Below are 25,645 nucleotides of genomic sequence, written 5' to 3' on the forward strand. Positions count from 1 at the left end.
AACAGGTTGACTGTTTTGGGAATGGTTGGTATTATAAGTATCATAAAACAGAGAACAATGTCGAATAATGACACTTTTGATTATTTATTATAATGAATACTTTAATATTTTTATGATTTTGAGAGGAGCAATAATATAATGATGAAATCAACCGGTATTGTGAGAAAAGTAGATGAACTTGGACGGGTAGTTATTCCAATCGAATTGCGTCGTACACTAAGCATTGGAGAAAAAGACGCCCTCGAAATTTACGTAGACGGTGAGCGTATCATGCTTAAAAAGTACGAACCAGCTTGTATTTTCTGTGGTAATGCTGAAAATGTTACCTATTTTAAGGGGAAAATAGTTTGTCACGAATGCATCTCTGCTATCCCTACCCCTGTGACAAATTAGAACTAATAGTATATAATAGGACTTATTAATTTGTTAATTCTAACCTTTTTATATCTCCTTAACCTCCCGTATATGCGGGAGGTATTTTTTTGCTTTTTTCACCCTCCCAAACCCTCCCTCTAGGGAGGGCCCCAAGGGCTCCGCCCTCTGGACACCCGGAATTTTCGGTTGAACAAGGGAGTGCGAGGACAGAAGTAAGTACTGGCGAGGGAATCGGTTCTTATCGGGTTCCCCTTACGGGGACCACCCTCAGAACCTTACATACTTACATACTTACATACTTACATACGAATGCAAAGGCGCTCTGTGCAAGCACAATCGCTGCTCTCCCTGTGGGAATCGCCAACTACTTCAAGGGAATTGCAACTACTTCAAGTCAATAGCGCTCTCCCTTTGGGAATTGCTAACCATTTTACTCCTTTGACAGCAGGGAATTGTAGATATCTCTTTTCGAAACACCGCGGTCAGAGGCCACTTTTTTCATGGCTTCCTTGCGTGGAATATCTGATGCCTCATAATGTGTTACGTGTTCCTCGACGCTTAGCTTACGCCACCATGCAGACTCGGCGCTCTCTGCCTCCTCCTTGCTCTCACCTTCTACAACGATGACATATTCCCCAAGTGGCGGATGCTCTACCAGCCATTCACTGCATTCCTCAATAGTTCCCCGTACGAACTCCTCATACCGCTTGGTAAGTTCGCGGGCTAGAACAACCCTACGGTTGCCGAATGCTTCCAGTAGATGGGCAAGGGTCTTGATGACCCGATGAGGGGATTCATAAAATAATAATGTCCCTTGTGTGGATCGAAGTGTGGCTAGTACCGAACGAATGTCCTTGCGCTCCCGAGGCAGGAATCCGGCAAAAGTAAAAGTGGCGGTAGGCAGTCCCGATGATATCAAAGCCGAAAGAGCTGCGTTTGCTCCGGGTATGGGAATGACCGGAATCCCCTCTTGAATTGCGAGTGCTACAAGATCAGCCCCAGGGTCAGAAATCGCCGGCAGACCGGCATCGCTGACAAGCGCCAAATTTTTTCCTTCTATTATATACCGAATTAATTCAGGCCCGCTCGCCCCCTTATTATGCTCATGATAGCTGAATAACAAAGAGGGTGAAATTTCGAAATGACTCAACAATTTACGGGTTTGCCGCGTATCTTCCGCAGCGATAATATCGCATTCCTTCAACGTTCGAACGGCTCGGAAGGTCATATCCTCCAAATTCCCAATAGGTGTAGCTACGAGGTATAGTGAACCCGTTCCTTCCGGTCGGTGTCCATCATCTCTAACATAAAAACTGCTTTGGCGTGTTATTGTCATGATTTACCCTCTTTAGCTCCGTAGTAGATATCTAAAATCTCCTGGCAGTATTGATTGTCTTCATTATATACGATCAATGGAGGCTGTAGACGCGACTCAGGTTTGCCGTCACGTATGGCTTCAATAAGGACCATATTAGCTTCCATATGAGCACGAGGGTGTACAAACCGAATAACTTTCGGCTCCAGCCTATATTGTCTCATCAAACTCATAATATCCACCAGCCTTTGCGGCTTATGAACCATACTCACCTTACCTCCGGTACGGACTAGTCGGACACAGGCCTGAATAACCTCTTCCAAGGTACAGCCCAACTCGTGACGTGCCATTGCCTGGTGTGTATTCAGCTTAAGGTCACTTCCGTTAAGCGGCATGTAGGGTGGATTAACCGTAATAGCATCATAAACGCCATGACCTTCCACCTTATATAGCTCACGTAAATCTCCTTCATGTATGATCACTCGCTCTTGGAGTCCATTAATAGCTACACTTCTACGAGCCATATCCGCCAGCCGTGGCTGAATTTCAATCCCTTCTATAGCTGCTTTGGTACGTGTAGTAAGCAGCATTGGAATAACACCGTTGCCCGTACAGAGGTCAAGAACACGGCCTCGTGGCGGAATACTCGCAAAACGCGCCAACAGCACTGCATCCATGGAGAAACTGAATACTTCATCACTTTGGATAATGCGTAAATCGTGAGTCAACAAATCATCTATCCGCTCAGACGGCAATAAAGCAATAGGCACTTGATTTAATGGGTTCATTCTTATAATCTCCTAAAAAAGTTATATTAAATCTGATGAATCTTATCAAAAAAACCGTAGGCATGGTTCTCCCTACGGCTGAATATCCTTATTTATTAAGAAAAGACAGACAGAACAGACAATCGCCCTCCGTACGCAAATGTCCAAAATAGACATTGCAAATATGGAACCCTTCATGATAAAGTCGGGCTAAATTATCATAACCTTCCCCGACAACCTCTCCAGTACCTTCACCAGTAGTCAAAATCGCTGCCGGATCCGCAGAGTCTGCTGCGGGTGAGTCAGAGGGTATCGGTGCTTCTCTTTTTAAAATCTTGCGTAGCTGCTCGTTCTCCAGACTAAGTCTTTGATTAGCTTCCATCAATTCTTTTACAGTCTGTTTCCAATTACTAAGATTGGTTCGCATGCTCTCCATCTGAGCTTCCATATCCTGCATGTGTGCAAATATATTTTTTTTCTCCAAGTTTCCACCCCGAAAGTAACCTTTAATGGTTTACTTGACGACAACATCATCCATTGGAAGTTCTTTAACTTTGCCCACTTCAAACAACTGTACATGAACTGTGCGGCTTCCAGCATTAATTCCTACAACTTTGCCATCCCCAAGAGAGGTTATGACCACTTTACCTACCGCAGGCATTTCTTCCTTCACACTTTCATAGTTATCATGCTCAAATTTCAAGCAACACATGAGTCGTCCACAAAGTCCGGAAATCTTTGTTGGATTAAGCGAAAGATTTTGATCCTTGGCCATTTTGATCGACACGGGTTCGAAATCACCCAGCCACGATGAACAACACAGAACTCGTCCGCAAGGGCCTAAGCCTCCAAGCATTTTCGCCTCATCACGAACACCAATTTGGCGCAGTTCGATTCGAGTACGGAAGATACTGGCTAAATCCTTTACCAATTCCCGAAAATCAACGCGACCCTCGGCTGTAAAGTAAAAGATAATCTTATTACGGTCGAATGTGAATTCCACATCTACAAGCTTCATTTTGAGCGCATGGTCACGAATTTTATTCAAACAGACCGTGAATGCGTCCTTTGCTGCCCCTTTATTCTCTTCCACTACACGCGCGTCAGTATCACCAGCGATACGCATAACCTTCTTAAGCGGAAGAACAACATCAGATTCTTGTACTACTTTTTTACCTATGACGACTCTACCATATTCGATCCCGCGCGCCGTTTCAACAATGACGCACTGATCCCTTTCAATGGGGAAATCAACTGGATCAAAATAATATATTTTACCCGCTTTTTTAAAGCGGACACCTACTACGCTATACAAAAACTAACCCCCTTGTATGCCGGTAAAAGGAACCCGCGCCGTCCGCTCCCCGATGATTCATGCTTGTCCTTCCTCATCCGTTAAACCGATACTTCTGGTTAAAGCGACATCCGGAGGATAATGCAAAGCACAAATAATAATTATACATCAACTTTCCAGACGAATTAAAAACTGTTCCAAACACAACTGGGCATTGGCATTAGACCGCAGCTTTTTTGTGCTTTCAGCTGCAAAGTCCATATAAGCTACCCACTCTGTTGCATCGCGGAGATCTGCGTGTCTGGAGATGAAGTCTAACTGATCTATAAAAACAATGCTTTCGTGCTTTTGGTACAGGAAGTAGAGCATATCTTTGAACCATAGGTGGAACATACTGAAAAGGATGTCCAAATGATCACCAAGCCCGGTCTTGAACAGCTTCTGCCCCACAGTCGCCACCGCGGAACTACCCTTGCCCAAAGACTCCTTTGCTAATTGTAACATTAGATTTCTCATTTCTGCAAACCAATTCTGTTGCAAAAGCTCTCTGCAGCCCTCTAATCCCGAAGTAAGGGATACCGCACAACGGGCCAGAGGAGCAGGAACGCCCTCACTTGCCAATGCCTGAAGCATAATTTCCGGATGCAAGGGACTAAAAGGAATACGTTGAGTTCGCGATTGAACGGTTGGCAGTAGGGAACGGCTGTTGTCAGCTATTAGTATACCAACAGCTGGTGCAGGCGGTTCTTCTAAAAATTTCAACAGACTGTTGGCGGCTTGTACCGTCATTTTATCTGCTTCATCTATAATATACACCTTTGGGTTTGGACTCCCGGATCGGTAGGAAAAGGCCCGCTGAAGATCTCGGATCTGATCTATTTTGATACTGGCTCCATCTGGTTTAAGAAGCTGAAGATCCGGATGGTTGCCATGCTCTACCTTTCGACATTCCAGACATTCCCCGCAAGCATCATCCTGAGACTTTATACAAAAAATAGCCTGTGCAAACGTAAGGGCGGTCTTCATCTGTCCACTGCCGGCTGGTCCACTGAATAAATACGCATGGCTTACAGCTTCTTTGCGCAGAGCATTTTGAAGCAGCCGTTTGGCATTCTCCTGGCCCAATATATCATGAAAAGGCATAAATTCCTCCTGAACTTTTAAAAAGAAAGGTTAATCAACATTCCACGTATTTCCCCAACCCGTCCTAATAAATCTATACGGCCCTCTTCGCTTTCCAGCAAATCGTCCGCTAAAGATAGCAAAGCCTCATCTATTTCATCGAGCAGTTTATAACGCTTGCCGCGGCCGCGGCGATCCCAGCCCCGTGTTTCCTTCAGAACAACACCTCGTCGGGCTGTTTCTTCCAGAAAGCGTTTGATCATCGTCCGATAAATGGTTAACTCACGTATGGTCATCGATTTAGACAACCGATCACCCTGCACCTGAATATCCTTAATCTGCCGGGTTAACTCATCACGAGTTGCCTGTTCACCCTGTTGCTGAAATACGTCAGAGAAATTCTTCTGCTGAACTGGCCTATTTGCGCCTTCGACATTAGTCAGATCACTCTTAAGGGGCCTATAGCCCGGATTTATTTTCACAGGAATTCCCCCATAACTCATTCTTCGGCGTATTTAGGCTCCCGTCACGCAGAAACGGTCTGTACAGTTGACTTACTAACGTAGACAACCGTTTCTGCGGATATTTGAGTTTAATAATGCTCAAAACGATCGACAGGAAGCACGAATACGGTCGCTCCGCCAACCTGTACTTCTACGGGCAGCGGCAAATATGAATCGGTCGTTCCACTCATTGGAGTCACCGGAGTTACAAGCTGCTCACGAACCTTACAACTATTACGGATGACATTCAGTACACTCTCAACCTGGATGTCCTCGATCCCTATCATAAACGTGGTATTCCCTGCCCGCAAAAATCCACCGGTACTTGCCAGTTTTGTGGCGCGGAAATTAGCCTTTACAAGCTCACTCGACAAACGGTTGCTGTCCTTATCCTGGATAATCGCAATGATTAATTTCATCTTTGCTTCCCCTCCTTGAAGTTTGTAGTATCCTGTAATTCTTTATCATATGAATTTCTGCCCATAATGTACTGATGTTATATATTAGACAAAACTCATTGAAAATCCTTTAATATCCTGACTTCCAGCATACGTATAATATCCTGTTCTACGCTGTGAAGAGGGCGATTGGCATCCAAAACAACTATACGCTCAGGATAAGCTGCTGCCACCATCTGATACCCTTCCCTAACCTTTTGGTGGAATTCGACACTCTCCAAATCCAAACGATTCACTTCACGTTCCTGATTCGCAGCAATTCGGGACAAGCCAATCTCAGGCTCAATATCCAGATAGAATGTAATGTCGGGCATCCGGCTACCTATCGCAAAGCGATTAATGTTCCAGACTTCCTCTATTCCTAGTCCTCTGGCATACCCTTGATACACAAGACTGCTGTCCACAAAACGATCACAGAGTACAGTCAGCCCCTCTTTTAGAGCCGGCTCGACACGTTCCGATAAATGTTGGCTTCTGGAAGCTGCATAGAGCAGGGCTTCTGTCCGTGCATCCATAGCTGTATGGGCAGGATCTAGAATAATGGACCGTATTTTCTCTGCGATCTCAATTCCACCAGGCTCGCGGGTAATCAGGTAAGGCATGGATCTATTTTGCAAATAGGCGGCTAGTCTTCCCATCAATGTGGTCTTACCGGAGCCCTCGCCACCTTCTAATGTAATAAATAATCCTTCGCGGGCCACTTATACCTCTCCGCCTTTCCTAATGTTGTACACTACTATACTTCCTAATGACGGATCAGCTGCTGCTTGAAACTTGGCCCCTACACGAGATAAAGCTGTTAGTCTGCTGCATATCCCGCTGGTAATCATTTCACCAGGGTACACTAAGGGGATGCCAGGGGGATAGGGAGTGACCATTTCTGCAGCAATTCTACCTACGCTGTCCTTCAGCGGAATACTTTCTTTCTCCGCAGCAGCCACAGGTTTAAGGGAAAAGGGGATCGGGGCCGAAATGATATTATTTTTGTAATTGTTCCACGTGGAAATATTCACTTTGTCCGATTTTTTGTTCGATATGAGTTCTTCCACCGTTGAGCTCTGGTCAAAAGCAAGCGAGGATACAGCTGATATCGTACTTCCTGTAAGCTCGGATTCTATTTCGGTATCTATCTCTCTCAGGGCATCCAGCAGACGAGTCGCATCTTCCTCTCTGGATCCTAGGCTGAAAGCTAACACCACGTGCCGTTCGTCGCTCATCTCCGGCACACAGCCCCAAGCTTCGAGCCGGCGCTGCAGCTCGAACCCGTCCAGGACCCCGGTGGCGTCATAAATGACGGCCTTGAAAGGGTCCTGTGTGACATACGCCGCTTCACCCGGCGGCGTAATTGCTATGGCGGAGGCTGCACGGCCTCCGCCGGAGTGCTGCAGCGGCGGTGCCGGCTGCAGCAACCCATAGCGCGGCAGCTCCGCCAAGCCGCGCCGTAGAGTATCCACGGCGGCGAGCCCCGCCGTGAAAGCCTCTGGCCCCTGGCTGTGCACCAGCCGCCGAGCCAAATCGAGCGAAGCCATCACGGGGTATGATGGGCTGGAGCTCTGCACCATGGCGAGCCGCTGCCGCAGCAGGGCGCGGTCGATCCGCGGCCCTTGAATATGCAGCATAGCGCCCATGGTCAGCGCTGGAAGCATCTTATGCGTGGACTGCACTACGCCGTCCGCGCCACAGAGAAGCGCCCCAGCTGGCAGCGCGGGGTGCAGCCCATAATGCGCCCCGTGGGCCTCGTCAACCAGCAGCGGCACACCGCAGCTGTGGCAGGCCTCTGCTAGGGGCGCAAGATCAGTTCCCATGCCGTAATAATTAGGCATGGTGATCAGGACACCTGCGGCATCAGGGTGGGCTGCCAAAGCAGCCTTCACGGACTCCACCGCCGGAGCTACGGCAATGCCGCTGTCAGAATCCAGCAGCGGTTCCAAAAACACAGCCTTCACCCCACCCAGCATCAACCCGTGAATCACAGATTTATGCACATTCCGCTGCAGAATCAAGGTCGTCCCCGGTTCCGAGCATACCGTTAGAATCAAGGCAAGATTACCCGCTGTGCTTCCCCCAACCATAAAAAAGCTTTCCTCGGCTCCAAAGCAATCTGCCGCCAGTTCCTGCGCTTCCTTTATAACTCCTTCTGGGTGATGCAGATCATCCGTACCGGTAATCTCTGTAACGTCAGACCTCATAACTTCGCTTAGAAAGCCTGCGCTGTAAGCGTCACTATATGCCCGTCCGTTTTTATGCCCGGGTACATGATAAGAAGTATTACCCTTTTCTCTATATAGTTCCAGCATTTCATATAAAGGCGCTGTATTGCGCTGTTCGTCGTTCATCAATCTATTCCTTCCACAGCAGGCTTCCTTCTATTTTAACGCAAATGTATGAAAACGCCTATTCTTCAATAGAAAACACAGCCATAAACATAATAAAACGGCCTCTCCCGCAGGTAGCACGGTGAAGCCGCTTATGGAACATACCTTTATTCAACCGATGTGGCACCGTTTTCTCCACCGCCCACTCTTTTTTCGCTGCAAATATATGAATCGCAGCTTCTGTAGTCACGCGTTCTTTTGCAGGCCGATCTTTTTCATACGCCCAATAAAAAAGCGGTACTTAGCATCTTCAGCCTCTGTGCGCACCATTTCCGCCTCGCAATCCTCACAAATAAAATGCGAGACAATCACAATACCTTCTTCTTTAACCTGCCCGCAAATGATACAGGCTTGCCCGTTTTGTTCTTCCATAGCCATCCCACCTTGACTCTTTTAAGAACAGTATGATACACCTTCTATCATTTTAAACCTTTTCATAGTTTTTTCATATCCTAGGGTATCTAATATATATATATTCTATTGTTGTTTAGTTGGTGATTTTCACTACCATTAAATAAAAAGCCTTAAAATGCCGATATTAGGTACAAGACAACTTGTAAGGAGGTCAGCCTTTTTGTATGGAAGCCAATCCCAAAGGTTCAGCTACATTTTATCAATATAAGCTCATTCAAAAAATTAATATCTCAAATAGGATGCTGCGACTGTATCTCACACTTCCTCTTGTGATTCTTCTGCTGGAAACCTTATTTCTCTCCCGGCTGAGCTTACTCTATTTTATTATAGCAGCGCCTGTCGTTTTATGGATTCAGTATGTTATCTCACATTCAGTGTTGATTATTACGGGAAACCGGGTAACAAAGAAATGGAGATATTCATTCAGGCTTCCGTGGATAGGTTATATGCCTGATCAATATATCAGCTTCAGTCTGTTTAAAAGGGTTCAATTGCATAATTTCTGGATCGGCCTTTGTATTCCGGCACTCTTTATTGTATGGGCACCGCCCGCTTTTACCCTTTCGATGGCTTTATTCCATTTGTGGTTGTTACTTCCACGGTTTTTCGCTCTGTTTCGTCTAAATCTCGGTCATGAGCAAGGAATGTTGAAGTTCAGTCCTACCGATGCCTCCTACTATTCTCAATAAATTAATGCATTTTTACATAGCCTCAAATAAAAATGAACGCCATCCGGGAGATGGCGTTCATTTTATTTACTTTCTAGTCCTTTAATAGAGGCTTTTTTTTCTTTGGGTACCATAACTATGAAATAGTCGTCATGTACAGTTACATGAACATTCAGTCCATCCTTCTGAAAAACCCGGGAAGCGCTAACCTCAGTCTTCTCCTGTTCACTCCATCCCCATGCCTTAATTGCCTCTATATAAGGCTTAGGGATACTTTCTTTTTCCTTCAACCCTGGTAAAGAATAGCGTACATAATCCATAGCTACATTCGTAGTCATCCTATCTGGGGAGTTTGCTTCTTTAGGAACCGGGAAACTCTTCTCATTTAATGCACCTTCAAACGCTTGCCATGTGGGTTCCTTCGTTCCGCAGCCTGCTATTAGTCCAACCACTATACAAAGAATGAATAGCGTCCAGAACCGTCTTGTTCGCATCATACCTTAAATCCTCCTTACCTCTACCATGCATCTAAAGACACAAAAAAATTCGGAATTAGAATTTTTGAGAGTAGTTCATTCGTATTAAGGTTTTGCTTAATATTTGCACAATCCTATTATACTTGTATCCAACGACCTGTCGGTAACAAAAATGTCACCCTATTTTGCTAGTAAATATTCCCCTACATAACAAAAAAACCACTGTTGAATGAATCAACAGTGGTCTCATGTGCTTGGCAACGTCCTACTCTCCCAGGACCCTTCGGTCCAAGTACCATCGGCGCTGGAGGTCTTAACGGTCGTGTTCGGGATGGGTACGCGTGGAACCCCTCCGCTATCGCCACCAAACGGCAGGCTTAATCGCCTGAAAACTGGATCCGAAACAAATCTGCGTTTAGATATTTGGATAAGCCCTCGACCGATTAGTATTGGTCAGCTCCATGCATTGCTGCACTTCCACCTCCAACCTATCTACCTCGTCGTCTTCAAGGGGTCTTACTAATTGGGAAATCTCATCTTGAGGGGGGCTTCACGCTTAGATGCTTTCAGCGCTTATCCCGTCCGTACGTAGCTACTCAGCCATGCTCCTGGCGGAACAACTGATGCACCAGCGGTACGTCCATCCCGGTCCTCTCGTACTAAGGACAGCTCCTCTCAAATTTCCTGCGCCCACGACAGATAGGGACCGAACTGTCTCACGACGTTCTGAACCCAGCTCGCGTACCGCTTTAATGGGCGAACAGCCCAACCCTTGGGACCTACTTCAGCCCCAGGATGCGATGAGCCGACATCGAGGTGCCAAACCTCCCCGTCGATGTGGACTCTTGGGGGAGATAAGCCTGTTATCCCCAGGGTAGCTTTTATCCGTTGAGCGATGGCCCTTCCATGCGGTACCACCGGATCACTAAGTCCGACTTTCGTCCCTGCTCGACTTGTAGGTCTCGCAGTCAAGCTCCCTTATGCCTTTGCACTCTTCGAATGATTTCCAACCATTCTGAGGGAACCTTGGAACGCCTCCGTTACTCTTTAGGAGGCGACCGCCCCAGTCAAACTGCCCGCCTGACACGGTCCCCGTACCCGATTAGGGCACTAGGTTAGAACCTAGATACGATCAGGGTGGTATCCCAACGTCGCCTCTGCAGAAGCTTGCGCTCCTGCTTCTCAGGCTCCCACCTATCCTGTACAGATCGTACCCAAATTCAATATCAAGCTGCAGTAAAGCTCCATGGGGTCTTTCCGTCTTGTCGCGGGTAACCTGCATCTTCACAGGTATTAAAATTTCACCGGATCTCTCGTTGAGACAGCGCCCAAGTCGTTACGCCATTCGTGCGGGTCAGAATTTACCTGACAAGGAATTTCGCTACCTTAGGACCGTTATAGTTACGGCCGCCGTTTACTGGGGCTTCGGTTCACAGCTTCGGATTGCTCCTAACCGCTCCCCTTAACCTTCCAGCACCGGGCAGGCGTCAGCCCGTATACTTCGCCTTGCGGCTTCGCACAGACCTGTGTTTTTGCTAAACAGTCGCTTGGGCCTTTTCACTGCGGCCCCCTCGTGCTATTCACACTACCGGGGCACCCCTTCTCCCGAAGTTACGGGGTCATTTTGCCGAGTTCCTTAACGAGAGTTCTTCCGCGCGCCTTAGAATTCTCTTCTCGCCTACCTGTGTCGGTTTGCGGTACGGGCACCTTCTCCTGGCTAGAGGCTTTTCTTGGCAGTGTGAGATCATGACCTTCGCTACTATAATTTTCGCTCCCCATCACAGCCTGGCCTAACAATGTGCGGATTTGCCTACACATTAGCCTCACTGCTTAGACGGACACTTCCATCAGTCCGCGTCACTACCCTCCTGCGTCACCCCATCGCTCATAGCGGATTACGGTGGTACAGTAATTTCAAACTGTTGTCCTTCGACTACGCCTTTCGGCCTCGCCTTAGGTCCCGACTTACCCTGAGCGGACGAGCCTTCCTCAGGAAACCTTGGGCTTTCGGCGGATCAGATTCTCACTGATCTTTTCGTTACTCATACCGGCATTCTCACTTGTATACGCTCCAGCACTCCTCACGGTATACCTTCAACGTATATACAACGCTCCCCTACCCCAGATACTAAGTATCTAGCCATAGCTTCGGTGGTGTGTTTAGCCCCGTTACATTTTCGGCGCAGAGTCACTCGACCAGTGAGCTATTACGCACTCTTTCAATGGTGGCTGCTTCTAAGCCAACATCCTGGTTGTCTGTGCAACTCCACATCCTTTCCCACTTAACACACACTTGGGGACCTTAGCTGATGGTCTGGGCTGTTTCCCTTTCGACAATGGATCTTAGCACTCACTGTCTGACTCCCGGCAATAAGTATATGGCATTCGGAGTTTGACTGATCTTGGTAACCCTTGCGGGCCCCGCAACCAATCAGTGCTCTACCTCCACTACTCTAATACCGAGGCTAGCCCTAAAGCTATTTCGGGGAGAACCAGCTATCTCCGAGTTCGATTGGAATTTCTCCGCTACCCCCACCTCATCCCCGCATTTTTCAACATGCGTGGGTTCGGGCCTCCAGTGCGTGTTACCGCACCTTCACCCTGGACAGGGGTAGATCACACGGTTTCGGGTCTACGTCCACATACTCAAATCGCCCTATTCAGACTCGCTTTCGCTGCGGCTCCGTCTTCTCGACTTAACCTTGCATGTTAAACGTAACTCGCCGGTTCATTCTACAAAAGGCACGCCATCACCCATAGATAGGGCTCTGACTTTTTGTAAGCACACGGTTTCAGGTTCTATTTCACTCCCCTTCCGGGGTGCTTTTCACCTTTCCCTCACGGTACTGTTTCACTATCGGTCGCCAGGTAGTATTTAGCCTTAGCAGATGGTCCTGCTGGATTCATACGGGGTTTCACGTGCCCCGCACTACTCGGGATCCGTCTCGGAGAGAACACAGTTTAGATTACAGGGCTTTTACCTCTATCGCGGGCCTTTCCAGACCTCTTCATCTACTGTATTCCTTTGTAACTCCATGTGAGACGTCCCACAACCCCAAGGGGCAAGCCCCTTGGTTTAGGCTGTTCCGCGTTCGCTCGCCGCTACTGACGGAATCACTATTGTTTTCTCTTCCTCAGGGTACTTAGATGTTTCAGTTCCCCTGGTCTGCCTCTACATACCCTATGTATTCAGGTATGAGTAACTGCGAATTACCACAGCTGGGTTTCCCCATTCGGACACCCCCGGATCAAAGCTTGCTTACAGCTCCCCGAGGCAGTTTCGTTGTTCGCCACGTCCTTCGTCGGCTCCTGGCGCCTAGGCATCCTCCGTGTGCTCTTATTAGCTTAACCATCACTCCGGTGTTTGGCTTGTTCGCTCATCTTGTTTTGAATGATGCTCGTGGAAAACCACTCGCAAGGTATTCAAAGCCAAAGGTCGCTTCACAATCCAAAACCTTCGTTTCCAGCTAATAACTAATTTACTTGTTTGCACAAGTTATAGCTAAAAGATGTTCTAAAACGCAAATTCGTTTCGGTATCCAGTTTTCAAGGATCAAGTTTCTGTTAATTTTGGGTCGATCACGAATGTGTCGATCAAAATTACAGACAAGTTTAAAAATGAGAGCTTAAACTCTCAAAACTGAACAACGAGTGAGTGGTTCGAACCTTCAAGGGTCCTTATAGAAGCTTAACGCTTCTGTTCGAATGTTTCCGTTACAGGAAACGATTCTCCATAGAAAGGAGGTGATCCAGCCGCACCTTCCGATACGGCTACCTTGTTACGACTTCACCCCAATCATCTACCCCACCTTCGGCGGCTGGCTCCCTTGCGGGTTACCCCACCGACTTCGGGTGTTGTAAACTCTCGTGGTGTGACGGGCGGTGTGTACAAGACCCGGGAACGTATTCACCGCGGCATGCTGATCCGCGATTACTAGCAATTCCGACTTCATGCAGGCGAGTTGCAGCCTGCAATCCGAACTGAGACCGGCTTTGTTGGGATTCGCTCCACCTTGCGATTTCGCAGCCCGTTGTACCGGCCATTGTAGTACGTGTGTAGCCCAGGTCATAAGGGGCATGATGATTTGACGTCATCCCCACCTTCCTCCGGTTTGTCACCGGCAGTCTGCTTAGAGTGCCCACCATAATGTGCTGGCAACTAAGCATAAGGGTTGCGCTCGTTGCGGGACTTAACCCAACATCTCACGACACGAGCTGACGACAACCATGCACCACCTGTCTCCGATGCTCCGAAGAGGGGCACTATCTCTAATGCTTACATCGGGATGTCAAGACCTGGTAAGGTTCTTCGCGTTGCTTCGAATTAAACCACATACTCCACTGCTTGTGCGGGTCCCCGTCAATTCCTTTGAGTTTCAGTCTTGCGACCGTACTCCCCAGGCGGAGTGCTTACTGTGTTAACTTCGGCACCAAGGGTATCGAAACCCCTAACACCTAGCACTCATCGTTTACGGCGTGGACTACCAGGGTATCTAATCCTGTTTGCTCCCCACGCTTTCGCGCCTCAGCGTCAGTTACAGCCCAGAAAGTCGCCTTCGCCACTGGTGTTCCTCCACATATCTACGCATTTCACCGCTACACGTGGAATTCCACTTTCCTCTTCTGTACTCAAGCCACCCAGTTTCCAGTGCGACCTCAGGTTGAGCCCAAGGTTTAAACACCAGACTTAAATAGCCGCCTGCGCGCGCTTTACGCCCAATAATTCCGGACAACGCTTGCCCCCTACGTATTACCGCGGCTGCTGGCACGTAGTTAGCCGGGGCTTTCTTCTCAGGTACCGTCACTCCGGTAGCAGTTACTCTACCGGACGTTCTTCCCTGGCAACAGAGCTTTACGATCCGAAAACCTTCATCACTCACGCGGCATTGCTCCGTCAGGCTTTCGCCCATTGCGGAAGATTCCCTACTGCTGCCTCCCGTAGGAGTCTGGGCCGTGTCTCAGTCCCAGTGTGGCCGTTCACCCTCTCAGGTCGGCTACGCATCGTCGCCTTGGTGAGCCGTTACCTCACCAACTAGCTAATGCGCCGCAGGCCCATCCCTCAGTGACAGATTGCTCCGTCTTTCATTCTCTCCTCAGGTGAGGAAAGAAATTATCCGGTATTAGCTACCGTTTCCGGTAGTTATCCCAGTCTAAGGGGCAGGTTGCCTACGTGTTACTCACCCGTCCGCCGCTAAATGATTTTGAAAGCAAGCTTTCAAAATCACTCCGCTCGACTTGCATGTATTAGGCATGCCGCCAGCGTTCGTCCTGAGCCAGGATCAAACTCTCCAAATTGTATTTAGAAAGAGCGATTGCTCATTTTGAAACATCTGACGAGAATTAAAAAATTCTCTGATCATGGTCTTCAAGAAGTCCATGATTTTGGATTTTACTCTCGTAAAATCCCACTCACTCGTTGTTCAGTTTTCAAAGATCAAGTTCTCGTTGTCGGCGGTTAATGTCTCACCAGCAACTCTTATAATATATCATATCCAACCGTGTAATGCAAGCTCTTTTTTCAACTTCTTTTTCGAGCTCGGCATCAACATTTCTTGGCCGGAATAAGAATATATCATGTATAGAAATCAATTGCAAGCTTTTTTTATAAGTACTTATTATTTAGTGCCAGACTACTTCCACGTTCCCAGATCCGCTATATGAGGTAGTCCAGCATCCTAGATATCCTTCAACAACAACTATGAAATAATCTCCTGGATGTTCAGCTCGCGTTCCATTGCCAGGTTGACTATCTTACCGCCTTCAACCTGCACCATTGGTCGCGTTGGGTTGCTTCGGTCCGTGAATATAATCTCCCCTTTACGTCCATCACTTAGTCTTATTTTAGTTCCGGTGTAAAGCTCCGTTGTTTTTTGGATGAAGGTTTGAACAATCACCGGGTCCAGCTTACCGAAGCTTTCCTTGAGAATCTGTTCTAAAACCAAATAAGGAGACTCGGCTTTTCTGTAGGCTCTCGCTCGAGTCATGGCATGGTAAATGTCAGCAACCGCAACAATCTTGGCGTAGAAGTGAATTTGGCTCCCTTCCAGCCGGAGTGGATATCCTGAACCGTCTATTTTTTCGTGATGCTGTAATGCAGCCAACCTGACACCTTCATTAATTGCAGTTACATTACGTAAAAATTGATATCCGTAAGTTGTGTGCATTCGCATCTCCTCTTTCTCACCACTGCTCAGAGGCTCAGCTTTATGGAGAAGAGAGGGATCAACCTTGGCATTCCCAATATCGTGAAGCAGTCCCGCTATAGCAGCCTGCATCCAGTCCTTCTGCGGATAATTGCACCATTGGGCAATCTTATATGATGTCAAAGCAGACAACACCGCATTATGGTAGTTATAATCCTGTTCATTTAGCATACGGGGAACGAACTTCAAAACATGATAATCTTTAATATGTATTACCAAAGCTTCTAACTGACTGCGCAGCTCATAGATGGGTAGCGTTACTGCAGTAACTGACCGATAGCTTTTCTTAATGAGAGCCAGCATCTTGTCGTATTCATCATGAAGAGGGGTGCTATTTCTATCTTTAACTATTGCAGCCGCTTTTGTGGAAGTTGTTTTGGCAGAACCCTTATTCGAATCAGTTGTTTTATGCTCTGCGTCGCTACCTTCAATCTCTACCAGTTCTATCATAAAAGCCTGAAGGATTTCCATATCACGCGGTAATATAACTTTTCCCTTAGCGAACAGAACTCCCCCAAAAGGTGTAACAACATCTTTAATAATCTTTGAACCTGGTTTCACATCCGCAACGGATAAACTCGGCATCTTTACTCAGCCCCTTAATTTCTTTAACGCTATAAGCTTAGGGACGCTCTTCTTATATAAGAACGTTTATGTAACAGCGCACCCAATTAGTCTCACAGAACAGGATAACTCTATTCCTCTAATTATAGTATGGATGGATTCAAGCGACTAGTGTGGAGGAGTGCATTCGCTAATTTAATTATTTGCAAAAAAAAGAGCACGGATCTCTAATTAAAGAAACCCATGCTCTTCCTATGAATACTATTCCAGCGTATCTACTTCGCCTTCAACATCTGTTTCGGGTTCGGTTGAATCGCTTATCTCTTCCACTACTAGTCCGCCCTCTTCAATATCGGACAGTTCTTCTTCCTCATTCTTGTCAGCTCGACAAAGGGTAGCTACCGCATCATCCTCACGAATGTTAATCAGTTTAACCCCCTGAGCATAACGTCCCATTGTCGAAATTCCATCCATGCTGGTACGGATTAAGGTACCACTGGTCGTAATGATCATAAGGTCTTCGTCACTCTTAACAACTTTTAAGCCCACTACAGGACCATTCTTCTCGGTAAGGTTGATTGTCTTAATTCCTTTACCACCACGAGTCTGTGAACGGTAATCACCAGCTGGTGTCCGTTTACCGTAACCCTTGGAAGTAACGATTAGAACTTCAAGCTCTTCATCAACACAATCCATTCCGATAACTTGATCATTTCCGGTAAGAGTTATGCCTTTGACACCCGTAGCACTCCGGCCCATTGATCTTACGTCATTCTCAGAGAATGTGATCGACATACCGCGTGCGGTACCGATAATTAAATTCTGCTGCCCGTCTGTAAGCTTGACCTCAATTAGAGAATCATCCTCACGAAGATTAATAGCAATCAGTCCGCCTTTGCGGATATTGTTATAGTCTTCAAGCGGCGTTTTCTTCACAATACCCTGGCGGGTGGAGAAGAACAGATATTTATCGATGTCGCTATCCTCGACCTGGATCACAGCACTAATCTTCTCACCTTGTTCAATCTGAAGCAGATTGATAATCGGTGTTCCCCGTGCAGTTCGTCCAAGCTCCGGAATCTCATAGGCTTTAATCCGGTAGACCTTACCCTTATCGGTAAAGAACATCAAGTAATTATGGGAATTACTTACGAATAAATGCTCCACAAAATCCGTGTCCTTCGTATCCATACCGATAACGCCGCGTCCTCCCCGCTTCTGACTGCGGTAGGTGCTTACTGGCAGGCGTTTGATATATCCGGTATGAGTAATTGTAACTATAACCTCTTCGCGTGGAATAAGGTCCTCATCCAGAATGCTCTCTTCACCTACAGTAATCTCCGTACGGCGCTCATCTGCAAATTTATCGCGGATTTCCTGCAGTTCATTACTGATAATTTCCAGTACAAGAGATTCATTTGCCAAAATCGCTTTATATTCTGCAATTTTAGCCAAGAGCTCGTTATACTCGTTCTCAATCTTTTCACGTTCCAGACCTGTAAGACGCTGCATACGCATGTCGAGGATGGCCTGGGACTGCTCAATACTGAGACTAAAAGTACTCATTAAGCCTTCACGGGCAATATCCGTTGTACGGGATGCACGAATCAAGGCGATAACCTCATCTAGATTATCGAGCGCGATACGAAGACCTTCCAAGATATGAGCGCGTGCTTCCGCCTTTTTCAGATCAAATTCAGTCCGGCGGCGAATAACAACCATTTGATGCTGCAAATAGTGATACAACACATCACGCAGGTTAAGCACCTTAGGCTCATTGTTCACGATAGCAAGCATATTGATACCGAATGTCGACTGCATAGAAGTATGCTTGTAAAGATTATTTAGGACCACACTAGGGTTAACATCCCGTCTCATCTCAACTACTACACGCATACCGTTACGGTCGGATTCATCACGAAGATCAGTGATACCGTCAATCCGCTTCTCACGAACCAATTCGGCAATCTTCTCAACCAGACGTGCTTTGTTCACCTGGTATGGAAGTTCATGAACAATAATACGAGCTTTCCCGTTATTCTCCTCGATGGTAGCTTTGGCTCGCATAGTAACAGAACCACGTCCTGTGCGGTAAGCCTGACGAATACCTTCTCGACCCAAAATGAATCCAGACGTAGGGAAATCAGGGCCTTGAATAAATTCCATTAATTCCATAGGTGTAATATCAGGGTTGCGGATCATCGCTTGCACTCCATCAATAACCTCACCTAGATTATGTGGTGGAATATTAGTCGCCATACCAACAGCAATACCCGACACACCATTTACAAGCAAGTTCGGATAACGAGATGGCAATACAACCGGCTCATTCTCTTCACCGTCATAGTTGGGTGCAAAGTCTACTGTCTCTTTATTAAGATCCCGAAGCATTTCCATTGCGATCTTGGAAAGACGTGCTTCCGTATACCGCATCGCTGCTGCCATATCACCGTCCACAGAACCGAAGTTACCATGTCCATCAACAAGCATGTAGCGCATAGAAAAGTCCTGAGCCATACGTACCATGGTCTCATAAACAGCTGAGTCGCCGTGGGGATGATACTTACCAATAACTTCACCGACGATTCTCGCCGATTTCTTGTGAGGCTTATCCGGAGACATTCCAAGTTCAGACATCGCAAACAAAATGCGTCGGTGAACCGGTTTTAGTCCGTCCCGCACATCCGGTAAAGCTCGGCTAACAATGATGCTCATTGCATAATCCATAAAGGAATCACGCATTTCTACACTGATGTCCCGATCTTTAACTTGCGGGTTATTTTGTTCAGCCATGAGTTGCTGGACCTCCTTCATTTAAGAAGAAACGGCTTCATCGTCCTTGAAAGAACGTAGATCCGCTTCAAGTAAAGAATATAAGGAAAAAGTGTAGATAGAAACTCTATACTTTCTTATATTTTAAAAAAATCGCTACCCTTTATTATATTACTTTCTTAAAAGTAGCACAATTAAACATGATAGCCTTATATCGTCTAAATTTAATTTCTTTTTTGTCCAGATAAGGGTATTTGCCCTTTCCGCACATGCCTTTAGTACATAGACTGTATAGGCAAGAACAAACGGGTACATCAGCTGTTATACGAATGGAATCGTCCTATATCAATCAAAAAGGGCTTAATCCCATATCCTCTTATTATACCATTGTTTAGATTACTTGTCCTGACATTTCAGCAGCAAAAGGGGGAAATACGATGAGGATTCAACGGGTCTCCAGTAAGTGGGCTAAAACTAAGGCTATCTTGCGAAATCGCGATCTCGCTGTTTACATCCCAGATACCCGTAAATATTCACTTGATACTCTTGAAGAAATGCTTATCTTATATGATATGGTGTACATTAAACCGGATCGGGGTACTTACGGCAGCGGGGTAATGAGAGTAGAACAGCGAGTCGTCACACTAAGCGCAAGTACTCAAGGTGATCAAGAGAATCAAGAGGACCCGCCAGAGAATCTAGAAGTAAAGGTAGAGAACACGAAGCTCATGTATATTTTGAGATACCTCAAGTCAGCAGAGGTATTCTCTTCCCCGGAGGAACTCGATAGGGCTTTAATTAAAATAATTCAAAATCAGCCCTATCTCATTCAGAAAGGGATTAATCTTTTAACACACAAGCAGCGGCCTTTCGATCTACGGGTGCTCACGCAGAAAAATTTAGATGGGCTTTGGGAGACTACAGGGATGTTAAGCAGAGTTGCCGCTCCTCATAAAATTATTACTAATTATCATAGTGGCGGTAAGATCAAGTCTGTTAAAGCAGTACTTGAAGATCATATGAACACCTTTGAGGTCGATTCCACCATAAACCAGTTAAAAGCACTCGGCGTCCTTATGGCGAGGCAATTAGAGAGAACATACCCTGGAATAAAGGAAATCGGCCTGGATGTGGCCCTTGATCCCCATCATAATTTGTGGTTGTTGGAGATTAATACGTTACCCTCCATTGTTGTCTTTAAATTATTTTCTGACAAATCTATTTATCGAAGAATCCATCGATATGCTGCAGCCTACGGTCGTGTTAAGAATAATCGCTCTGCTATTTCTTCAAGACGTAAAGGTATTTCAAGAATTTCTGGGTAAAATAAAAGCATTCTAACCAAAAAAACCTCCAGTATTACTATCCCGTAAGAGAAGTAACACTGGAGGTTTCTAAATATTGTCTTCTTTTACACGTCAAGATTCTTGACCATCTTTGCATGCTCCTGAATGAATTCGCGTCGTGGTTCAACGTTGTCACCCATAAGTGTGTCAAAAATACTATCGGCCAGCATGGCATCGTCAATCGTTACCTGAAGCATCATGCGGCTCTCAGGATCCATTGTAGTGTCCCATAATTGCGTCGCGTTCATTTCGCCGAGACCTTTATAGCGTTGAACATTAACTTTTACATTCTCGCCGAATCCAGCAATAATTTCGTCGCGTTCCTTCTCGGAATTCGCATAACGAATTACTTTATTGCGTTCCACTTTGAATAGTGGCGGCTGAGCGATATAAATATACCCGGCATCGACCAGTTTTCTCATGTAGCGGTAGAAGAAGGTCAGAAGCAGCGTTCTAATGTGCGCTCCATCAACATCGGCATCCGTCATGATAACTACTTTGTGATAACGAGCTTTTGACAGATCAAAGTCATCACTGATACTGGTACCCAAAGCTGTAATAATAGCCCGAATCTCAGCATTGGACAAAATACGATCCAAACGAGCTTTCTCAACGTTCAGGATCTTGCCGCGCAGCGGAAGAATGGCTTGAAAATGACGGTCACGGCCCTGCTTGGCCGATCCACCGGCAGAGTCACCTTCGACGATGAACAATTCGCTGATGGAGGCATCCTTGGAAGAGCAGTCAGCAAGCTTACCCGGCAGGGCACTTACTTCTAGAGCACTCTTACGGCGTGTTAGTTCCCGTGCTTTGCGAGCAGCCTCACGTGCCCGGGAAGCTTGTAAAGACTTCTCTAGAACCCGGCGTGAGACCGCTGGATTTTCCTCAAGGAATTCCTGTAGTTTCTCTCCAAAAAGTGATTCCACAATCCCGCGAACTTCACTGTTACCAAGCTTCGTCTTCGTTTGACCTTCGAACTGCGGCTCAGGTATTTTAACGGAAATAATCGCCGTCAAACCTTCACGCACGTCATCCCCCGTTAAGTTAGAGCTGCTGTCCTTGATTACTCCAGCTTTACGAGCATAATCGTTGATTATACGTGTCAGTGCACTCTTAAAGCCGGATTCATGCGTTCCGCCTTCATGCGTATTAATATTATTAGCAAAAGAATAAATATTCTCTGTGTAAGAATCATTATATTGGAGAGCCACTTCCACATGAATCATATCCCGTGAGCCTTCAACATAGATAGGATCTTCATGTAGAGCTTCTCTTTTTTCGTTCAAATATTTCACATACTCAACAATTCCGCCCTCATATTTGAACGTATTGGATACATCCGTCCGTTCATCATGAAGCGAAAGCTCGATCCCCTTGTTAAGAAAAGCTAACTCACGGACACGGGTAAGCAGTGTTGAATATTCAAAAGTTGTAGTTTCGGTGAAAATCTCCGGGTCTGGGTGGAATGTTGTAGTCGTTCCTGTCTCATCCGTATCACCGATAACCTTGATGTCATACTGCGGTGCTCCACGTCTGTACTCCTGCTGGTATACATGCCCATCACGTTTGACGGTAACGACAACCTTCTCGGACAAAGCGTTGACAACCGATATACCTACGCCATGCAGACCGCCAGATACTTTATATCCACCGCCACCGAACTTACCTCCTGCATGCAGGACAGTCATAACTACTTCGAGTGTGGATTTTTTCAGCTTAGCATTCTCCCCTACAGGGATACCGCGTCCATTATCAATAACAGTTACACTATTATTCTCGTGGATAATTACTTGGATACGGTCGCAATAACCGGCTAGGGCTTCATCGATACTATTATCTACTACTTCCCACACCAAATGGTGCAGACCTTTAGCGCTAGTGGAACCAATATACATGCCGGGACGCTTTCGGACCGCTTCGAGCCCTTCCAGCACCTGAATCTGGCTCTCATCATATGTCGGTTGATTCATTGACATGCCTTCACCTACTTCTTTCTGATTATCTCTTTTACAGGGTGTGATGCTAAATCTCTAATAAAATTTTGGCTCTTTTTTTAAGAGTGGAGGAGGAGATGGGGGAGTAGTATACGATATTTTTTGTCACTACAATTGATTTTGCTTCCTCTTCGCCAATTCGCTCCAGCCCTTTACTTTCTTGAGCATGAACGACAAATTGCTTGGATATCTTGGAGGATTTCTCAATCGAAATATCAAATATGGCAATCAATTCTGAAGAACGAATAATCTTCTCCCCGCCCAAATGAATATACATGCACGTCCTCCGCTCTGTTAAACATCCACTCTTCCGTCGTGGACATGGTATAGGTTCGCACCCTTTAATTTATCAGCTTTCAGAGTTTCAACCCCTGTAGCTGTTATGAAAGTTTGTACTTTGCTTTGAAAGGTTTCTATAAGCTGGGTTTGACGATAGGGATCAAGCTCGGACAACACATCATCAAGAAGCAGAACAGGATACTCTCCTATTTCCTCATGAATAAGCTCGATTTCAGCCAGCTTCAGGGACAGGGCTGTCGTGCGCTGCTGACCTTGGGAGCCATAGACTTGTGCCTCTCTTCCGTTGATAAAAAAGGACAGATCATCCCTATGGGGACCCGTAAGCGTCATGCCGCGCCGTATTTCCTGATCTCTGGTTTGTGATAACTTTAACATAAAATTGTTTAATAAGACAGCTTCATCTTCCTCATCCCTCTCTCCAAAAGAGGGGACATACAGTAATTTAAGCTCTTCACCGCCATTTGTAATACCCCGGTGGATGCTTTCTGCCCATATTTGCAGCTTCTTTATGAATTGTTTCCTTTTTTTGACGATTTTAACACCGTGCTCTATAAGTTGGGCATCCCAGACTTCCAGCAGATCTTTTGCCGAGGATCCCTTACCCCATATTTGTTTCAGCAGGTTGCCTCTTTGAAGCAATATCTTTTGGTACTGCTGAAGATGGAACAAGTAACTAGGCTGTACCTGTCCTATCTCCATATCAAGGAACCTCCGTCTAATACCGGGGGTTCCTTTGACAATCTCTAAGTCTTCTGGTGCAAACATGACAACATTCAAAGAGCCAACAAATTCGCTTAACCGTCGTTGTTCTAGACCGTTAATCTTGGCTTTTTTGCCTTGGCCTGACAACATAAGCTCCAGCTTCAAATCACCGTATTTCCGTTTCACTTCAGCGTAAATGTGGGCAGCCCCTTGCGGGGCTTCAAAGGAGATCAGCTCACGATCTTTAGAGGTACGGTGGCTTTTGGTCATGGCTAGAACGAACAAAGCCTCCATGAGGTTTGTCTTGCCCTGGGCATTCTGACCCAAAATTAGATTCACGTCACCGAGGCTTTCCAGACGCAGCTGCCCATAATTTCGATAATGCTGCAGACCGATATTTTTAACAAACACGTAATGGTTCCTCCTGACGCTATTTAAAGCCCAAACCTATTCTTTAACTCCACCGCCGACAACTTCAAAAGACCCGGCATCCTGCACTTCAATCTTATCCCCAGGGTATAACTTTCTACCCCGACGCTCTTCTTTTTCTCCGTTAACACGAACATATCCTTCTTGCAGCAATGCCTTGGCCATTCCGCCTGTGGATACACATTCAGAAAGCTTCAGAAACTGATCGAGTTTGATATATCCACTGTGGATAACAATTTGATTCATGGTTTTTTGTCCCTTCGCCCACTTATCCACAGCCACGTGAATGGTGGAATTAATTTGTTGTTCGGTAAGGCAAAATCACATACATGCTTTGGCTTTCATCGAGGGGCTTAAGAATAATAGGACTCATCATTCCAGTAAATGCGATAACAAGCTGCTCGCTTTCCACAACTTTTAACACATCAAGCATATATTTGGAGTTGAAAGAAATCTTAAGTGGCTCACCTTTGAAGTCAATAACTTCGAGTTCTTCACGAACCTTACCCAGCTCAGAGGAACTGGAGGAAATTTCAATCGCCCCATTCTCGAGTGTTTGCAGACGAACAATATTCGTTTTTTCTTCCCGGGACAGCAAATAAGCCCGATCTATGGATTCACTTAATTTTTTAGTGTCTAAAGTTAGTTCTGTTTTGTAGGCAGTGGGAATAATCCTAGAAGTATCCGGATAAATTCCGTCCAATATACGCGAATAAAATAAGACCTTGTCGATTTTGAACAATACCTGGTTATCCGCAACCACAATATCTACGAGCATATTTTGATCCGGAATGATTTTACTAAGCTCATTCAGCGTTTTACCGGCAATCACTACATTTCCAAAACGAACATTCTCTGTTCCTTCGAGACGCGCAGCTCTAGTAGCCAGGCGGTGACGGTCAGTAGCCGTAAATTTGAATTCACCATCGGCTAGATTCCACAGAATCCCTGTGAGAATTGGTGTCGTTTCTTGGGTTGAAATGGAGAATGCGGTTTGTTTGATCATATTTTTGAGCAGGTCTCCCGGTAGGGAAATCGTCTCGTTCTCTTCAATGTTTGGTAATACCGGAAATTCCTCAGGATCAAGTCCCACTATCTGAATCTCAGTAGCTCCGGAAGAAATATAGGTTTGGAAGCCTTCTTTGACTTCCATGTGAATTTCTTTGGAGGGCAGCTTCTTGATGATTTCAACGAAAAATTTAGCCGGCAGGACAACACTTCCCGGCTGCTCCACCTTCACAATAGTATGGCTGTCATTCTCCGCAGGAATAAAGGATTGGATGGATATATCAGTATCGCTTGCGGTTAGTGTCACACCTTGATGACTGACCTCCAGTTTAATACCGGTAAGGATAGGGATCGTTGTTCTGCTGGATATAGCCTTTGATACGTGTTGGATGGATTCGTTAAGTTCATTTTTAAGAATGCTGATTTTCATAACTTCACTCCTAGCTGAAAAATTGGGGAAACCTGTATGGGTTACGTTGTTTTGGGACGTGCTTATAGATGATGAATTATTATAGTTATTTAATAGTATTAGTAGTAGGGGCACTGAATATGTGGATAAC

General features: G+C 46.1%; 21 protein-coding genes and 3 rRNA genes. 3 read left to right on the forward strand and 21 right to left on the reverse strand.

What is annotated here, in order from left to right; translation table 11 throughout:
• Positions 1-138: 138 nt before the first annotated feature.
• A complete protein-coding gene (locus PWYN_RS11490) occupies positions 139-393 on the forward strand; it encodes an AbrB/MazE/SpoVT family DNA-binding domain-containing protein (protein ID WP_036651645.1) in 255 nt (84 codons plus the stop codon).
• A gap of 412 nt (positions 394-805) precedes the next feature.
• Here the strand turns inward: PWYN_RS11490 and rsmI are convergent, their stop codons facing one another.
• The 10 genes from rsmI to PWYN_RS11545 all read right to left on the reverse strand — a co-directional run bounded on the left by rsmI (position 806) and on the right by PWYN_RS11545 (position 8,581).
• Complete coding sequence (gene rsmI, locus PWYN_RS11500; protein ID WP_036651651.1) at positions 806-1,711, reverse strand: 16S rRNA (cytidine(1402)-2'-O)-methyltransferase; 906 nt, start codon at positions 1,709-1,711, stop codon at positions 806-808.
• Entirely contained in the window at positions 1,708-2,478 is a 771-nt protein-coding gene (locus PWYN_RS11505; protein WP_052087895.1) for a tRNA1(Val) (adenine(37)-N6)-methyltransferase, read from the reverse strand. The genes rsmI and PWYN_RS11505 overlap by 4 nt, the downstream gene beginning before the upstream one ends.
• 88 nt (positions 2,479-2,566) lie before the next feature.
• Positions 2,567-2,941 carry an initiation-control protein YabA gene (locus tag PWYN_RS11510; RefSeq protein WP_036651655.1) on the reverse strand — a complete coding sequence of 125 codons (375 nt, stop codon included), beginning with the start codon at positions 2,939-2,941 and terminating at the stop codon, positions 2,567-2,569.
• A gap of 30 nt (positions 2,942-2,971) precedes the next feature.
• A complete protein-coding gene (locus PWYN_RS11515) occupies positions 2,972-3,772 on the reverse strand; it encodes a PSP1 domain-containing protein (RefSeq protein WP_036651657.1) in 801 nt (266 codons plus the stop codon).
• 147 nt (positions 3,773-3,919) lie between these two features.
• The gene (gene holB, locus PWYN_RS11520) at positions 3,920-4,894 is read right to left on the reverse strand and encodes a DNA polymerase III subunit delta' (RefSeq protein WP_036651659.1); all 975 of its coding nucleotides are present in this window, start codon (positions 4,892-4,894) and stop codon (positions 3,920-3,922) included.
• Between the two features lie 17 nt (positions 4,895-4,911).
• Entirely contained in the window at positions 4,912-5,355 is a 444-nt protein-coding gene (locus PWYN_RS11525) for a YaaR family protein (protein WP_036651662.1), read from the reverse strand.
• Positions 5,356-5,465: 110 nt separating this feature from the next.
• Positions 5,466-5,795, reverse strand: coding sequence for a cyclic-di-AMP receptor (locus PWYN_RS11530; RefSeq protein ID WP_036651664.1), 330 nt, complete (start codon positions 5,793-5,795; stop codon positions 5,466-5,468).
• Positions 5,796-5,890: 95 nt separating this feature from the next.
• Positions 5,891-6,535, reverse strand: a complete 645-nt coding sequence (gene tmk, locus PWYN_RS11535) for a dTMP kinase (protein ID WP_036651666.1) — start codon at positions 6,533-6,535, stop codon at positions 5,891-5,893.
• Positions 6,536-8,170, reverse strand: coding sequence for an aminotransferase class I/II-fold pyridoxal phosphate-dependent enzyme (locus PWYN_RS11540; protein ID WP_036651669.1), 1,635 nt, complete (start codon positions 8,168-8,170; stop codon positions 6,536-6,538).
• Positions 8,171-8,395: 225 nt separating this feature from the next.
• Positions 8,396-8,581, reverse strand: a complete 186-nt coding sequence (locus PWYN_RS11545; RefSeq protein WP_036651672.1) for a sigma factor G inhibitor Gin — start codon at positions 8,579-8,581, stop codon at positions 8,396-8,398.
• Between the two features lie 206 nt (positions 8,582-8,787).
• On the opposite strand from PWYN_RS11545, the gene PWYN_RS11550 reads away from it, so the two are divergent.
• Positions 8,788-9,312, forward strand: a complete 525-nt coding sequence (locus PWYN_RS11550; protein WP_036651674.1) for a hypothetical protein — start codon at positions 8,788-8,790, stop codon at positions 9,310-9,312.
• Between the two features lie 62 nt (positions 9,313-9,374).
• Here the strand turns inward: PWYN_RS11550 and PWYN_RS11555 are convergent, their stop codons facing one another.
• The 6 genes from PWYN_RS11555 to gyrA form a co-directional block, all read right to left on the reverse strand.
• Entirely contained in the window at positions 9,375-9,788 is a 414-nt protein-coding gene (locus tag PWYN_RS11555) for a hypothetical protein (RefSeq protein WP_036651678.1), read from the reverse strand.
• Between the two features lie 231 nt (positions 9,789-10,019).
• Positions 10,020-10,136, reverse strand: a 5S ribosomal RNA gene (rrf, locus tag PWYN_RS11560).
• Positions 10,137-10,190: 54 nt separating this feature from the next.
• Positions 10,191-13,118 (reverse strand): 23S ribosomal RNA (locus PWYN_RS11565).
• A gap of 386 nt (positions 13,119-13,504) precedes the next feature.
• Positions 13,505-15,062: ribosomal RNA gene (locus PWYN_RS11570) — 16S ribosomal RNA — on the reverse strand.
• The 16S, 23S and 5S rRNA genes sit together here, the layout of an rRNA operon.
• A gap of 401 nt (positions 15,063-15,463) precedes the next feature.
• Positions 15,464-16,555, reverse strand: a complete 1,092-nt coding sequence (locus tag PWYN_RS11575; RefSeq protein ID WP_036651682.1) for an HD-GYP domain-containing protein — start codon at positions 16,553-16,555, stop codon at positions 15,464-15,466.
• A 240-nt stretch (positions 16,556-16,795) separates the two neighbouring features.
• Positions 16,796-19,327 carry a DNA gyrase subunit A gene (gyrA, locus tag PWYN_RS11580; RefSeq protein WP_036651685.1) on the reverse strand — a complete coding sequence of 844 codons (2,532 nt, stop codon included), beginning with the start codon at positions 19,325-19,327 and terminating at the stop codon, positions 16,796-16,798.
• Positions 19,328-19,743: 416 nt separating this feature from the next.
• Here gyrA and PWYN_RS11585 point away from each other — a divergent pair, with 416 nt between their 5' ends.
• Positions 19,744-20,631: a YheC/YheD family protein gene (locus tag PWYN_RS11585; protein ID WP_036651686.1), complete on the forward strand. Its 888-nt coding sequence runs from the start codon at positions 19,744-19,746 to the stop codon at positions 20,629-20,631.
• Positions 20,632-20,717: 86 nt separating this feature from the next.
• On the opposite strand, the gene gyrB is transcribed toward PWYN_RS11585, so the two are convergent.
• From gyrB to dnaN, 5 genes are read right to left on the reverse strand one after another with little or no spacing between them, the layout of a single operon-like run.
• Positions 20,718-22,628, reverse strand: a complete 1,911-nt coding sequence (gene gyrB / locus PWYN_RS11590; protein WP_036651689.1) for a DNA topoisomerase (ATP-hydrolyzing) subunit B — start codon at positions 22,626-22,628, stop codon at positions 20,718-20,720.
• 46 nt (positions 22,629-22,674) lie between these two features.
• A complete protein-coding gene (gene remB / locus PWYN_RS11595) occupies positions 22,675-22,923 on the reverse strand; it encodes an extracellular matrix regulator RemB (RefSeq protein ID WP_036651691.1) in 249 nt (82 codons plus the stop codon).
• Between the two features lie 17 nt (positions 22,924-22,940).
• Positions 22,941-24,059, reverse strand: coding sequence for a DNA replication/repair protein RecF (recF, locus tag PWYN_RS11600; RefSeq protein WP_036651694.1), 1,119 nt, complete (start codon positions 24,057-24,059; stop codon positions 22,941-22,943).
• A gap of 36 nt (positions 24,060-24,095) precedes the next feature.
• Positions 24,096-24,323, reverse strand: a complete 228-nt coding sequence (gene yaaA, locus PWYN_RS11605; RefSeq protein ID WP_036651699.1) for a S4 domain-containing protein YaaA — start codon at positions 24,321-24,323, stop codon at positions 24,096-24,098.
• Positions 24,324-24,372: 49 nt separating this feature from the next.
• Positions 24,373-25,515, reverse strand: a complete 1,143-nt coding sequence (gene dnaN / locus PWYN_RS11610) for a DNA polymerase III subunit beta (RefSeq protein ID WP_036651702.1) — start codon at positions 25,513-25,515, stop codon at positions 24,373-24,375.
• Positions 25,516-25,645 lie beyond the last annotated feature (130 nt).

This window comes from Paenibacillus wynnii (assembly GCF_000757885.1).
Classification (GTDB): Bacteria; Bacillota; Bacilli; order Paenibacillales; family Paenibacillaceae; genus Paenibacillus_AQ; species Paenibacillus_AQ wynnii.

Excerpts from the sequence above, each read along its gene's own strand:
- rsmI (WP_036651651.1), bottom strand. The coding sequence starts at position 1,711 with ATGACAATAACACGCCAAAGCAGTTTTTATGTTAGAGATGATGGACAC.
- dnaN (WP_036651702.1), bottom strand. The coding sequence starts at position 25,515 with ATGAAAATCAGCATTCTTAAAAATGAACTTAACGAATCCATCCAACAC.
- PWYN_RS11540 (WP_036651669.1), bottom strand. The coding sequence starts at position 8,170 with ATGAACGACGAACAGCGCAATACAGCGCCTTTATATGAAATGCTGGAA.
- gyrA (WP_036651685.1), bottom strand. The coding sequence starts at position 19,327 with ATGGCTGAACAAAATAACCCGCAAGTTAAAGATCGGGACATCAGTGTA.
- PWYN_RS11505 (WP_052087895.1), bottom strand. The coding sequence starts at position 2,478 with ATGAACCCATTAAATCAAGTGCCTATTGCTTTATTGCCGTCTGAGCGG.
- gyrB (WP_036651689.1), bottom strand. The coding sequence starts at position 22,628 with ATGTCAATGAATCAACCGACATATGATGAGAGCCAGATTCAGGTGCTG.
- PWYN_RS11490 (WP_036651645.1), top strand. The coding sequence starts at position 139 with ATGATGAAATCAACCGGTATTGTGAGAAAAGTAGATGAACTTGGACGG.
- PWYN_RS11555 (WP_036651678.1), bottom strand. The coding sequence starts at position 9,788 with ATGATGCGAACAAGACGGTTCTGGACGCTATTCATTCTTTGTATAGTG.
- holB (WP_036651659.1), bottom strand. The coding sequence starts at position 4,894 with ATGCCTTTTCATGATATATTGGGCCAGGAGAATGCCAAACGGCTGCTT.
- PWYN_RS11530 (WP_036651664.1), bottom strand. The coding sequence starts at position 5,795 with ATGAAATTAATCATTGCGATTATCCAGGATAAGGACAGCAACCGTTTG.
- PWYN_RS11545 (WP_036651672.1), bottom strand. The coding sequence starts at position 8,581 with ATGGAAGAACAAAACGGGCAAGCCTGTATCATTTGCGGGCAGGTTAAA.
- PWYN_RS11575 (WP_036651682.1), bottom strand. The coding sequence starts at position 16,555 with ATGCCGAGTTTATCCGTTGCGGATGTGAAACCAGGTTCAAAGATTATT.
- remB (WP_036651691.1), bottom strand. The coding sequence starts at position 22,923 with ATGTATATTCATTTGGGCGGGGAGAAGATTATTCGTTCTTCAGAATTG.
- PWYN_RS11550 (WP_036651674.1), top strand. The coding sequence starts at position 8,788 with ATGGAAGCCAATCCCAAAGGTTCAGCTACATTTTATCAATATAAGCTC.
- PWYN_RS11585 (WP_036651686.1), top strand. The coding sequence starts at position 19,744 with ATGAGGATTCAACGGGTCTCCAGTAAGTGGGCTAAAACTAAGGCTATC.
- yaaA (WP_036651699.1), bottom strand. The coding sequence starts at position 24,323 with ATGAATCAAATTGTTATCCACAGTGGATATATCAAACTCGATCAGTTT.